Annotated in this window: 13 protein-coding genes, 1 other RNA gene and 1 pseudogene; 3 read left to right on the forward strand and 12 right to left on the reverse strand. The window is 40.5% G+C overall.

Translation table 11 applies throughout. From position 1 onward, the window contains the following. Window positions 1–8: 8 nt before the first annotated feature. The 7 genes from yfmH to trmB all read right to left on the reverse strand — a co-directional run bounded on the left by yfmH (window position 9) and on the right by trmB (window position 5,176). Complete coding sequence (gene yfmH / locus AC4PGZ_RS08290; RefSeq protein ID WP_492158168.1) at window positions 9–1,304, reverse strand: EF-P 5-aminopentanol modification-associated protein YfmH; 1,296 nt, start codon at window positions 1,302–1,304, stop codon at window positions 9–11. Continuing rightward, a complete protein-coding gene (gene yfmF, locus AC4PGZ_RS08295) occupies window positions 1,304–2,584 on the reverse strand; it encodes an EF-P 5-aminopentanol modification-associated protein YfmF (protein WP_492158169.1) in 1,281 nt (426 codons plus the stop codon). The genes yfmH and yfmF overlap by 1 nt, the downstream gene beginning before the upstream one ends. 17 nt (window positions 2,585–2,601) lie before the next feature. Beyond that, window positions 2,602–2,775 (reverse strand): DUF896 domain-containing protein, encoded by a 174-nt coding sequence (locus AC4PGZ_RS08300; protein ID WP_492158171.1) that lies wholly within the window; start codon window positions 2,773–2,775, stop codon window positions 2,602–2,604. A gap of 130 nt (window positions 2,776–2,905) precedes the next feature. Continuing rightward, window positions 2,906–3,058 carry a hypothetical protein gene (locus AC4PGZ_RS08305; protein ID WP_492158173.1) on the reverse strand — a complete coding sequence of 51 codons (153 nt, stop codon included), beginning with the start codon at window positions 3,056–3,058 and terminating at the stop codon, window positions 2,906–2,908. A 205-nt stretch (window positions 3,059–3,263) separates the two neighbouring features. Continuing rightward, window positions 3,264–3,446: non-coding RNA, 6S RNA (gene ssrS / locus AC4PGZ_RS08310), on the reverse strand. Window positions 3,447–3,489: 43 nt separating this feature from the next. Beyond that, window positions 3,490–4,491 carry a LacI family DNA-binding transcriptional regulator gene (locus AC4PGZ_RS08315; protein ID WP_492158174.1) on the reverse strand — a complete coding sequence of 334 codons (1,002 nt, stop codon included), beginning with the start codon at window positions 4,489–4,491 and terminating at the stop codon, window positions 3,490–3,492. A gap of 1 nt (window position 4,492) precedes the next feature. Beyond that, a complete protein-coding gene (trmB, locus tag AC4PGZ_RS08320; RefSeq protein ID WP_492158175.1) occupies window positions 4,493–5,176 on the reverse strand; it encodes a tRNA (guanosine(46)-N7)-methyltransferase TrmB in 684 nt (227 codons plus the stop codon). A gap of 108 nt (window positions 5,177–5,284) precedes the next feature. Between trmB and acpP the strand changes: the two genes are divergently transcribed. Continuing rightward, entirely contained in the window at window positions 5,285–5,518 is a 234-nt protein-coding gene (gene acpP, locus AC4PGZ_RS08325; protein ID WP_492158176.1) for an acyl carrier protein, read from the forward strand. On the opposite strand, the gene AC4PGZ_RS08330 is transcribed toward acpP, so the two are convergent. Next, window positions 5,504–6,403, reverse strand: a complete 900-nt coding sequence (locus AC4PGZ_RS08330; RefSeq protein ID WP_492158177.1) for an RluA family pseudouridine synthase — start codon at window positions 6,401–6,403, stop codon at window positions 5,504–5,506. The genes acpP and AC4PGZ_RS08330 overlap by 15 nt on opposite strands. A gap of 108 nt (window positions 6,404–6,511) precedes the next feature. On the opposite strand from AC4PGZ_RS08330, the gene AC4PGZ_RS08335 reads away from it, so the two are divergent. Then, complete coding sequence (locus tag AC4PGZ_RS08335) at window positions 6,512–7,312, forward strand: NAD(+)/NADH kinase (RefSeq protein ID WP_492158178.1); 801 nt, start codon at window positions 6,512–6,514, stop codon at window positions 7,310–7,312. A gap of 8 nt (window positions 7,313–7,320) precedes the next feature. After that, window positions 7,321–7,863 carry a phosphodiesterase gene (gene yfcE / locus AC4PGZ_RS08340; RefSeq protein WP_492158180.1) on the forward strand — a complete coding sequence of 181 codons (543 nt, stop codon included), beginning with the start codon at window positions 7,321–7,323 and terminating at the stop codon, window positions 7,861–7,863. Window positions 7,864–7,914: 51 nt separating this feature from the next. On the opposite strand, the pseudogene AC4PGZ_RS08345 reads toward yfcE, so the two are convergent. The 4 genes and pseudogenes from AC4PGZ_RS08345 to AC4PGZ_RS08360 all read right to left on the reverse strand — a co-directional run. Next, window positions 7,915–8,112 (reverse strand): annotated as a pseudogene (locus AC4PGZ_RS08345) (GGDEF domain-containing protein); the annotation flags it as partial. Between the two features lie 16 nt (window positions 8,113–8,128). After that, a complete protein-coding gene (locus tag AC4PGZ_RS08350; protein WP_492158182.1) occupies window positions 8,129–10,243 on the reverse strand; it encodes a sensor domain-containing diguanylate cyclase in 2,115 nt (704 codons plus the stop codon). A gap of 23 nt (window positions 10,244–10,266) precedes the next feature. Further along, complete coding sequence (locus AC4PGZ_RS08355) at window positions 10,267–10,854, reverse strand: hypothetical protein (RefSeq protein WP_492158184.1); 588 nt, start codon at window positions 10,852–10,854, stop codon at window positions 10,267–10,269. Beyond that, window positions 10,847–11,773 (reverse strand): DMT family transporter, encoded by a 927-nt coding sequence (locus tag AC4PGZ_RS08360; RefSeq protein ID WP_492158185.1) that lies wholly within the window; start codon window positions 11,771–11,773, stop codon window positions 10,847–10,849. Before AC4PGZ_RS08360 ends, AC4PGZ_RS08355 begins: the two co-directional genes overlap by 8 nt. Between the last annotated feature and the right edge of the window lie 23 nt (window positions 11,774–11,796).

The following is an 11,796-nucleotide window of genomic DNA, read 5'->3' on the forward strand; positions in this document are numbered from 1 at the left end:
ATACACCTCTAATTTTCTTCCTTTGGCTCTATCACTGAAATAACGCTCATCTCTTCGACAAAATGTTCCTTCAGCCTTTTGTTGACATCATCAAGGGTTATTGTCTCCAGCGAACCTAGGATGTCGAAATAATTTATCCCTTCAAAAAAATATCCCAGGAATGAGTTCGCGATTCCTTCTATTGAGTCGAAAGATCTTATGAAGCTCCCTATCTTGGTCTTTTTTATCCTTCTGAAATCCGATTCATCAAGCCCTTCTTCTCTGAGCCTCTCAAGCTCAGATTTTATAAGTCCCACAGTTTTTTCTATATCGCGGGTCTCACCGGATATGATCGTATATCCGTAATCTCTGTGTGATGAGTAGTCGCACGAAAGCGGTTCGTATATAAGCTGCTGCATGTACAGATCCTCGTTGAGCCTGCTGCCCTTCTTAAATATGCAGTCAAGGGCTATATCTGTCGCTATGCTCTTGTGAAGCAGCTCGCTTCCTTCTGTTTCGCCATTCATTGCGTCCTTGTATCCAAGGGAGAACATAGGTATAGATACCTCCATTTTCTGAGATATCTCTTTCTGGTTTACAGCATCCGGCTCCTGCGCAGCTATTCGCTCTATCCTGCCTTCAAAGCTGTTGTCGCTTTTTACGTTGTCTCTCACCGTACTAAGCACTTCGTCCCAATTCAGGTCTCCTATGACAAAAAGTGCCATATTGGAAGGTGAATAGAACGAATTGTAGCATGTATAGAGTTCGTCCCTGGTTATCTTATATATGCTCTCTACCGTACCTGCGATATCTATGTTGTTATGATGGCTGACATACATGGCCTTGAGCGTATTGAAAAACAGCTGCCAGTCTGCATTGTCCTCATACATCTTTATTTCCTGCGCAATTATGCCTTTTTCCTTCTCGACGTTCTCATCAGTAAAATGAGGCGTCTGCACATAATTAAGAAGATGGATCAGGGATTCATAAAAATTGTCTGTGGTTGAAAAAAGATATCCGGTCATATTGAAATTGGTAAATGCGTTTGCATTCGCTCCAAATTCCGAGAATTTTGAAAAAGCATCTACTCCATCCGGCTGCTCAAACATCTTGTGCTCAAGGAAATGCGCGATGCCTTCATTTAGCTTTATATGCGAGCCGTCAAACGGAGATATGAATTCAAGATCATTTGAGCCATAATCAGTCGCAAATATCGCATATTTTTTTGTGAATCCCTTTTTCGGTATGAAAAAAACGTTCATATTGTTATCGAGCTTCTCATGATAAAGAGATTCTTTCAGACAGTCGTTTGTAATTATGTTCATTACTGCTCTCCTTTTTTTGTAAGAAAGTAAATGGTGTCAAGCCGGATGCCAGATGATACTTTTCTTATATCCTCTACCGAAACCTTTTCTATCTTCTCCAGGAACTCCTCGACGCTTTCATTTCTTCCCTGGTTGTTCAGATTATAGTAGTAGTCAGAAAGCGACCATATGCTGTCTTTGAGCGACTGGAGGCTGTTTCTTATAAACTTCTTCGCAAAATCCAGTTCATTTTCTGAAATATTGCCTTCGCTCATGTCAGCTACCTCTTTTTTTATCAGCTCAACAGTCTTTTCAAAGTTAACGGTATCTATTCCTGCGGTTATGAACATTATGCCCTTGAGCTTCTCAAGGAATGAATTTATGGAGTAGCAAAGCGAATGCTTTTCCCTTATGTTCATGAACAGCTTTGAGTGGGCTCCACCTCCCAGTATCACAGAATAAAGGAACATCGGCACATACTCATCGCTCTTTACATCCACGCCTGTCCTGTATCCAAGAACTATCTTGCCCTGTGACACATCCATCTGGTCTGTGATATATCTTACTTCTTCTACATCATGGTATATGTTTTCCCTCGGGATAGCCGGAATCTCGCTCTTCCTGAATTCAAAGCTCTTCTCAACGGCCTGCTCTATCTCGCTTATTACCGCTTCATCCATATCTCCTGTTATCGCAATGTCTATCTCCGATTCTGACAGTATCTTCATGTAGTGTTCATAAAGGGACTGAGGAGTTATCCTGTCCAGGTCTTCTATATTTCCGTCCTCATGAATGCTGTAAGGTTCACCCTTGCACATTTCCTCTATGCATCTTTCGAGTGCGTAGGCTCCCTTGTTGTTGATCCTTGAAAGAAGTGATTCTCTGAGGACATCCTTTTCTATTTCGACATATCTGCTTACGAATCCGCCATTTTCTGCAAGCGGATTAAGCAGTATATCCATCATTACGGAAAATGCCTTTGCAGATATGCTCTCACTGAGGTATCTGTCGTTTGTGAGCGAAAGCTTGAAGCTCAGTATCTGCTTCTCCCCAAGTTTTCCCACTCCAACACCAAAAGAGCTTCCATAGAGCTCCTGAAGCTCCTTTGATATCTCAGCCTGAGTAGGAAAGCTTCGGCTTCCCATCTTAAGAATTGAAGGTATCAATGAATTAAGCGTCACTTCGTCATTGCTCAGAGGCCTCTTTATATATATAGAAATGAGGCTCGTCTTAAACTGCTGGCTCTTTATATTAAGCAGCTTTATGTTTCCCTTAAGCTGCCTGCTCTGTATTATGTTCAATGTGAAAGCCTCCTTATCTAATCAACATATGATATTTCTACATTTTCCAGCTGCTGTCTGAAATTGCTCCTGAATTCTGTCAGGTATTCTTTTCTCAGATCCTGCTGCTCAGCCTTTTCTTCGGGTGAAAGACCTTCTGCCTTTGATTTTCTTGAAAGTTGATTTATCCTATCTATAAGTTTCTTATCCATCTTTTCTCTCCTGAAATATTATGTTTAAAACATGTACCTCTATATTTTATCATAAAAAAATAGTCTAGTGTATATTTCACTAAACTATTTTATGGTTTTATGCTGTTTTTTGTTAACATGTCTGTTCTCTCTATCCTTCCTGTGACTGAGAATCCTCGTATAAGTCGCAAGTGTCTGATGTACAGGTTTCATTTACACAGTTTATGCAGGTTATAACTCCACAGAACATCATTGTTTCTTTTTTTCTGTTAGTCGCCTGAGTCATGTTTTTGTTGTTTTCCATTGAAATCCTCCTCCTCAAATGCAATGTTATTATATCACATTTCATTTGTTTCCGTTTTTTATTCTTTTCATGTATATAAAATACCATATTCTGCAGGAATCGTCAATAGAAATTTCATTTTTATTTTTATCTTTTTATTTTGCAAACAAAGGCGACTATTGATTTTTGTTTTTTCAAACTTGTAATTTCTGGTTTTGTGCAAAAAAAAAGCCCCGAGGTGCCGTCTAGTCCAGAAAATTCACCCCCGAGCGTGCTCAGGTGGGTTTCTTGATCTTTATTTCTGATATCCTCTCAAAGGAGGCCCGTCATCCACAAAAATACGTTCAGAATCCCATATAATATTTGTCGGTTGAATTTAATAAGACTATAACGCACATCCCAGGTGCTTTTATATAATTATACTACAATATCACTAATTGTAAAAGCATTTTTTATATTGAACTCTGTCTCTCTATTATATTGTGCGGGAGAGTGATGTTTTTTTCCTTCATCTCAAACCCTTCCACCTTTTTGATCAGTATCCTTATAGAAATAGCTCCGATATCATAGAGCGGCTGCTCCACAGTAGTAAGGGCTGGCCTTATGATGCTGGATATCTTTGTATTGTCGTATCCCACAACCGAAACTTTTTCCGGCACCTCTATATTGCTGTCGCAAAGCGCATTTATTACGCCTGCTGCCATATCGTCATTTGTAGCAAAAACTGCATCCGGCAGCTTGTTTCCGGATTTTATATAATCCGTCATGAATTCATACGCCGAAATAGTGTCCGCTTTTATATATTTTATATGCTCCTCTTCAAATACCCTCCCAGACTCGCTGAAGGCTCTTTTCACTCCGTCTATTATGAATGAGTTTATTGTCTGAGAGGTATGGTCCGGACTTATGAACATAATGTCTTCATTTTCCTTTGTAAGAAGATATCTTCCTACATCGTAGCCTGCCTTCTCATGATCTATCCCTACAGAGAAAACGTCAAATTCCCTGGCATTTTTGGCTACATATGCTGAAGGTATCGAGCTGGAAGTTATTATGTCTACGGCTTCCTTCTTCAGGTTCCAGCTCACAAATAGTATGCCGGCTACCTGCTTGTTTATAAGAAGGTTTATATATTTTATCTCCTCTTCAATCTCTCCGTATGAGTTGCACAGCAGGATATCGTAATCGTACATCTTTCCGATTTCTTCTATTCCGTTAAGTATCTCTCCTATTTTATAGTTCGATATATCGGGAACTATAACTCCTATGAAATTGCTCTTTTTGAGAACAAGGCTTCTTGCTACCGGATTTGGAACGTAGCTTGTGGTCTTTATGACATCCATGACTCTTTCCCTGATATCATTTGAAACCGGCTTTGAGTTGTTTATTACCCTTGATACCGTAGATATCGATACCCCGGCCATCCTGGCCACGTCTTTTATTGTAACTGACATATTATTCACTCCCCGATCTTAAATTTTTATTTTTATCTACCCTGACTTTTATCCTATAGATACTTCTACCCATTTTTACAAACTTGCTTTCATATTCTGTGCTTATTAATCTTTCATCGTTTTCTTCCAGTCCATGATTGTGCAGATCTATCTGAATCTCTTCTACTGTGAAATCCGCCATACTCATCTCACATACCGAAAACTCGAACAAGTCCCTGTTGTCTGTCTTGAATTCAATGGATGAGCTATCTCTGAGTATGCGGCGATACCTCTCAAGCATATTGTGATGGGTCAGCCTCCTGTTTGCATTTCTCTTTTTTGGCCACGGATCTGAAAAATTAAGATATATCCCTGATATTTCAGATTCTTCAAAATAGTCCTCGATAAAATTGGCATTTATGCTAAGCAGCCTTATGTTGCTGAGCTTCAGATCCTGAACTCTCTCTGAGGCCCCGATCAGCAGAGGCTCTATTTTCTCTATTCCTATATAATTCGCATGCGGATTTCTTGCGGCGTGCTCCATGAGAAAGTTTCCCTTTCCCATTCCTGCCTCGACGTATATCGGATTATCGTTGCCAAATACGTCCCTCCAGGCTCCCTTGCAGTTTTCCGGCGATTCGATTACGATGCTTCCGTAGTATTTAATTAATTTGTCTTTGTAATTCTTGGGTTTTCTGTATCTCATTCATGACTCCCTGTAATTTTATTTAAAAAAAATATTGATTTAATCTTCTTATTGTATTATACTTCTTACGAGGTAATTATGTGCTATTTTATGCAATAGGAGGAATTTATGATATTTGAGACGATAAGAAAAATCATAAGCGAACAACTGGGTTTAGATGAAAAAATCATAAGCCTGGATTCAAATCTTACAACTGATCTTGATGCCGATTCGCTTGATGCTGTAGAAATAATCATGGCCATCGAAGATGAGTTTTCAATTGAAATACCAGATGATAGAATTGAAGATCTCGTTACTATACATGATCTTGTTGAATATATCGAATCATCAGTTCAGGCCTAGCTTCATCAGCAGCTCCGTGATATCATCATGGAGCTTTGTTTTTACCCTTATTTCCTTTTCCAGCCTTGGAGAATAGAATCCCAGCTCAATGCAGTGCAGCGCCTGCCTCTCTATGAAATCCATGTTCCCACCATAAAGCTCGTCTCCGAAAATCGGATGTCCAATCGCTGACATGTGGACTCTTATCTGGTGAGTCCTTCCTGTCTCAAGCTCCAGCTCTACAAAAGAAGCTCTTTCATTACTTGCAACAGTCCTGTAATGTGTCACGCACTCCTGTCCGTTTTCATCTACCATCCTTCTTATCCCATCTTCCGACTTTATTATAGGAAGCCTTATCGTTCCGCTTTCATCAAGCTTTCCTTCTACTACCGCAATATACTTCTTGTGCATCTCCCACATGGATGTATCCTTTGTGAGCACGCTGTGGGCATAGGCATTCTTGGCCACTATCAGTATGCCGCTCGTATCTCTGTCAAGCCTGTTTACGAACCTCACCTTCGATTTGATTCCATTCTCATCAAAATAGTATTTAAGGGCGTTCAGCATGGTGTTTTCGAGATGATTGCGAGTCGGATGCACTACCATTCCGAATGGCTTTTCTACGACGAGGAGATCAAAATCCTCATACAGCACCTCTATTCCCATCTGCTGGGCTTCGTACTCATTGCTTTCATGAGGAAGCTCTATCTTTATTATGTCTCCTCCGTATACCATTGTATGCATCGGCACATATTTCCCGTTTACAGTGACCGACTTTTCCTTTTTGATGCTGCAGAGCATCCTCACCGATATATTCATTTTATCAAGCAGCTCTGACTTGAGTTTATTTTCTTCCTGACATTGCCATATGAGCTGATCATACTTCTGTGATTCAATTTTCCACATATATTTCTCCCGACTTTTACATGTTTTACATCTATATATAATATCACTAAATTTATCGCATTTCAATTTTTTCTATGATATAATTACATCTGAAAGGCGGAATGAATAATGAGCAGAAAAATTGTTGTCACTTCAAATCCGACTGAAAAATCTCAGGAGGTTTTTTGTGAAATTTCAAATAAGCTCGAGGTAAACGGATTTACTGTATATAACAGCTACGTTCCGGATGCTGAGCTTATAATAATAATAGGTGGCGATGGCTGGTTCATCAAGACCATACATGATTTTGAATATCCTGATATCCCAATAGTAGGAATCAACACCGGACACCTCGGTTTTTTGCAGGATATCAATCCAAAAGACATAGACATGCTGATAGAAAGCTACCTCGGCGGAGATTACTCAATAAGAGAGATTGCGCCGATTACAGCTGACATACATATGAATGAAGTCAGAAGAAAAATACTCGCTATCAACGAAGTCGTGATCAGAGGAACAAAGAGCAGGATGATTCACCTGAACCTTAAGATCAATGATTCGGATATAGAGTGCTTCAGCGGAGACGGCCTGATTGTCTCGACTCCGACCGGATCGACTGCATACAACTACTCTGCCGGAGGATCAATAATAGATCCATCTCTCGAAACTCTGCAGATAACGCCACTGTCCCCGACAAATACCAATGCCTACAGGTCATTTACATCAAGCATAATAACCTCTCCGGATTCTCTTATAGAGATAGATCCAGAGTACAGATTTGAAAATTCACTGCTGATAATCAATGACGGGATAGAAAACAAGTATAACCACATTTCAAAGGTCGTCATAACTACATGTCACAAAAAAATCAGGGTCCTCAGACTACATAGCTATGATTTCTGGGCAAAGGTCACAGACCGTTTCTTATAGGAGGATATATGAGATTAGGAATAATAAGCGATACCCATGGAAGTCTCTATTTTTTTGAAAAAGCCATGGAAATACTGGAGGACTGCGACAGGATAATCCATGCCGGCGACGTCCTGTATCACGGGCCAAGAAACGATATTCCCGGAGGATATGACCCCAAAGGGCTTTCTGCCAGGATGAATGATATGAAGAACATATATATTGCCAGAGGAAACTGCGACAGCCCTGTCGATGAGATGGTCATAAAGCATCCATTTCAGGATCCCTGCGTTCTGCTTGAGTTCAATGACAAAAAGATATTCGTGACTCATGGATACACCGAAAGCAAGCTGGCAATGATATACAGAGCAAAAGAAGCCGGCGCCGATATACTCATATACGGCCACACTCACATCAAAGAGCTGTCGCGCGACGATGAAATAATGATCCTTAACCCCGGAAGCACTTCCATACCAAAGGACGGCGTAAGGTCCTGCGCTATCATAGACACTGACTGCGCAGAGCTATGGGATATAGAAAATGCAGTAATGATACAGAGAATCCAGTTCTGATATTTATCACAAAATATGATATTTAATACACAAAAAAAGAGGTTCAGCAAATCAATGCTGATTCCTCTTTTTTATGTATACACAGTTTTTTCCGTTCTGCTTTGCTCTGTACATGGCTTCATCGGCTTTGATTACGCCTTCCTCAAAGCTGGCTGTTTCCCTGTCGAATTCAAATACGCCAAAACTCGCAGTGGTCTTTATAATTGTTCCGTCTTCAAGAGTAATGCTGCTTTTTTCGATATTCATATTGCACCTTTTTCTCCTGCTACTGCTGTGTAACTACAACTCTGTTTCTTCCGCCCTGTTTTGCCATGTATAGAGCATTGTCTGCCCTTACAATTGATTTTGATAGATTGAAGCTGAATGAATCCTCAATATCTACTCCAATGCTTACTGTAGCGCTTACGATGAAGCTTTTTATCTCTATGGCGGTTTCCTGTATGATTCGCCTTGCCTTCTCTGCAAGATGCACTACCTCTTCGTGTGTCTTTCCGTGTATGATTATCATGAATTCCTCTCCTCCATACCTTCCGGCGTAACCAGAGCCTTCAAACACCTTCTTTATCAGCTCTCCTATTTTCTTAAGCACGGCATCTCCCGTGTGATGACCGTAGCTGTCATTTATGGATTTGAAATTGTCCACGTCGAGCATGAGCACTGATACTGTGTCATCCGTCTTTCTAAGGCCCTGCGAAATAGCATGTCCTATGGAGTGGATTTCCCTCCTGTTATATACGCCCGTAAGCTGATCGTGAGTAGAAGAATGCCTTGCTTCTCTATATAGCCTTGAATTTTCAACGGCTATTGATATGTATCCTGCAAGCAGCCTTATCCTGCTAAGGTCAGTATAGCTGAAAGCATTCTCCTCATAATTCTGTACTGTGACCACTCCGGTCGTCTTTCCTGCAAATATCATGGGACAGAATATAAGAGATTTTGGCAGTATCTCAAACTGAGATTCAGTGCTTATATTATTCTCCGGTATATATTTCATGTATTCTCTGTGAGAGTTCTTTATCAGTATGTCGCAGTTTCTGGTGATGCAGTGCTCCGCGAATGAGATTTTATCTCCAATTTTTACCTTTATCCCCGGAGTTTTTTCTCCACGCTCTATGAACATCTCATAATCAAGACATCCTGAATCTTCATCGAAGGTACATATTGCCACTGAATCCACCTTCATGAGCTTTGAGATTTCTTCATATAGTATCCAGTTTATTTTTTCCATATCAAGCTCCGAAGTTATCTTCTTGCCTGTCTCTGACAGCACGTTTATGCTTTCATAGAGCTCCTTGTAAGACTTTGCTGCTGCCTGAGTGTTCTTTTCGCTGGCTCTGTATATCGCCTCACTGGTCTGAGAATTCAAGATATCGCTCATTATCTGATTGCTCATCTTTGAAAATCCGTAGGCTTTTCTGAAATCCCCCTTTAATGAATACAGTTCTGTAAGATGCGTGAGTATCTTTGACAGCATAAAGCGCTTCTCGCTGTTTCTGGCAAGAGATTCAGCCTGCATGAGTTTTTGCTCTGACTCCTCAAGCCTTCCGAGCCTTAGATAATGAAGTCCCCATTTCTTGAGGATTTCATCTTTTTCATGATTTTTATGCTTTAGAGCATATTCATATGATTCACGGTAACACGCCTCTGCATCTGTGTTCTCGCCAAGGCTGCTGAGTATGTCAGCCTTAGTCAGCAGTATGAGATGCCTGAGGCCTTCCACTTTGTTGCGGACAGCAATTGCCTCAGTCCGCTCAATTAGCTCAAGCGCATCATCTTCAAAAGACATGGCAAGCCTTATCCTTGCCTTATGATTGTTTCTTAGTATTACCGTTTCAGGATTGTAGTAGAGCTTTGACATGAAGAATCTCTCAATGAGGCTTTCTGCCTGATCGTACATTTCATAGTCTATGAATATGGATGCCATATTGACGCTTATGGAAAATATCAGCTCTCCAAGATCATGCTCCTCTGCCATATCAATTCCTCTAAGTCCCCATTCAAGAGCATTCTCAAACTGACCATAATGATTGTATACCATCATGATGCCATTGCAGCAGTACGCCTGTCCTTCTGTCATATCCTCACTTATGAATATCTCATAAGCCTTGAGGAGATTCTCATAGGCCGCCATGGCGTTTCCTCTGTCAAGATAGAAACCTCCCGCGAGCGCACTTCCCCACGCCTGCACCGATGAATAGCCCTTAAGCTCTGATATATGAATCATCTGCTGTATCACATACCATGTCTCCTCAGGGTCCTTTCTGTTGGAGGATTCTACCATGCCGTATATATATCTGACATATGATTCGTCATGCATCAGTTTTTTCATGTGGTAAGCTATATCTTTATAATTTGTCAGACTTACATTGTCCAGCCCCAAACCCAGTCACCTCTTTTTCTCTGCTATCTGTACATAAGTAAAATCAGCACTGTCATGAATATATTCACAAACAGGTAAAAATACCTCGATTTCTTGAATTGCTTTGCATAGCCATTTCTGAATTCTTCATTGAGCATCCTCTTTAGCTCACTGAGCTCAATTACCGAGGAGACTCCTGTAAACTTTACCATTATAACGTTTTTTGCAAAAAGGTTCATCCTTAGCTCTATCTTCGCCTTTGAACCACTTATGTAGATCACAGGAACCCGGTAGTAGGTGTCTATGCCTTTCTTTCTGAAAATTTCCTTTATAAGCTTGTAGAAGGCTTCCCATGACATGTTTATCATAAAGAAGTTGTTGTTCCTGAGCACGGCAACCAGAATAAGATACCCGATTATCGCATAGTATATCAGGTCCAGTATGGAAAACCCGTATTTGGCATTGAATGCAAATGAAGCTTTTATAGGCCTCATTATGAATGCTCCTATGAAGACAGATGTGGTTATGAATATGTTCTCATAGAAGTTCTTCTTTACAAAAAAAGAATATGTGACATACACGAGATTTACGGCTACGAGCACCGCCACTATTGTTGTTATTCTGCTACTCAACTAAACACCCCTTTGCCGCATTAATTTCCCCTGGTTCTTCATGCTTTCGTGCCGAATCTGCAATCTCTTCCTTTACGCATGACACTGCTACTATAACTATCAGCGCGCCGACCGTCTGTATGAGAGAAAGCTTTTCATTCAGGATAACAAAACTGAATACGAATGTAAATACAGGTATGAGATTTAAAAATACTGATGCAATGTTTATTCCCAGGATTTCCTGAGAATAGAGATACAGATAGGTACAGAGCGCCGAGCATATCAGCGTAAGGAATATGAAGTGCGCCATAATCTCCGGCCCCATCTGGTCCATATTCATGTAATCAAGTCTGAGAAAAGGTACGAATCCAAGCACTCCAAAAAGACTCTGATACATCGTTATTGTCATGTGACTGTATTTTTCAAACAGAGGCTTTACCAGGAACTGGTACATGGACCATGAAACCGCTGCCAATATCATGAATATATATCCGACAACATTAAGCGAAAAACTCGCGCCTCCAATTATCAGGTATATGCCGAATATAGAAGCTGCAATGCTCAGGAAATTCCTCAGGGTTATCCTGCTCTTATAGATAAATCTATTGAATATCAGCGAAAATATCGGAATCGTCCCAATCAGTATTGATGCCTCATTGGAGCTGATCTTAAGGACCGCATTGTTCTCGAATGCGAAGTACATTGTTACTCCGGTTATGCCCGAGGCGGCCATCCTGAAGATATCCTTTCTGTCTATTTTTTCAAGCTTCTTCATTAATTTCAGGACGAAAAATATAATGAGTGATGTGAAAATATATCTGTAGAAAGCCAGATAAAGAGGCCCGAACACTTCCATGCAGATTTTTATGCTGACAAAGGAAGCGCCCCAGAACATCGCCGTACTCGTAAGCCCAATATATGCCTTTACCTTATCACTCATTACTTTTCCTCCGTTATATTATG

This window comes from Proteocatella sp. QWL-06, from assembly GCF_058684135.1.

Excerpts from the sequence above, each read along its gene's own strand:
- yfcE (WP_492158180.1), top strand. The coding sequence starts at position 7,321 with ATGAGATTAGGAATAATAAGCGATACCCATGGAAGTCTCTATTTTTTT.
- AC4PGZ_RS08360 (WP_492158185.1), bottom strand. The coding sequence starts at position 11,773 with ATGAGTGATAAGGTAAAGGCATATATTGGGCTTACGAGTACGGCGATG.
- acpP (WP_492158176.1), top strand. The coding sequence starts at position 5,285 with ATGATATTTGAGACGATAAGAAAAATCATAAGCGAACAACTGGGTTTA.
- AC4PGZ_RS08330 (WP_492158177.1), bottom strand. The coding sequence starts at position 6,403 with ATGTGGAAAATTGAATCACAGAAGTATGATCAGCTCATATGGCAATGT.
- AC4PGZ_RS08335 (WP_492158178.1), top strand. The coding sequence starts at position 6,512 with ATGAGCAGAAAAATTGTTGTCACTTCAAATCCGACTGAAAAATCTCAG.
- AC4PGZ_RS08300 (WP_492158171.1), bottom strand. The coding sequence starts at position 2,775 with ATGGATAAGAAACTTATAGATAGGATAAATCAACTTTCAAGAAAATCA.
- yfmH (WP_492158168.1), bottom strand. The coding sequence starts at position 1,304 with ATGAACATAATTACAAACGACTGTCTGAAAGAATCTCTTTATCATGAG.
- trmB (WP_492158175.1), bottom strand. The coding sequence starts at position 5,176 with ATGAGATACAGAAAACCCAAGAATTACAAAGACAAATTAATTAAATAC.
- AC4PGZ_RS08315 (WP_492158174.1), bottom strand. The coding sequence starts at position 4,491 with ATGTCAGTTACAATAAAAGACGTGGCCAGGATGGCCGGGGTATCGATA.
- AC4PGZ_RS08305 (WP_492158173.1), bottom strand. The coding sequence starts at position 3,058 with ATGGAAAACAACAAAAACATGACTCAGGCGACTAACAGAAAAAAAGAA.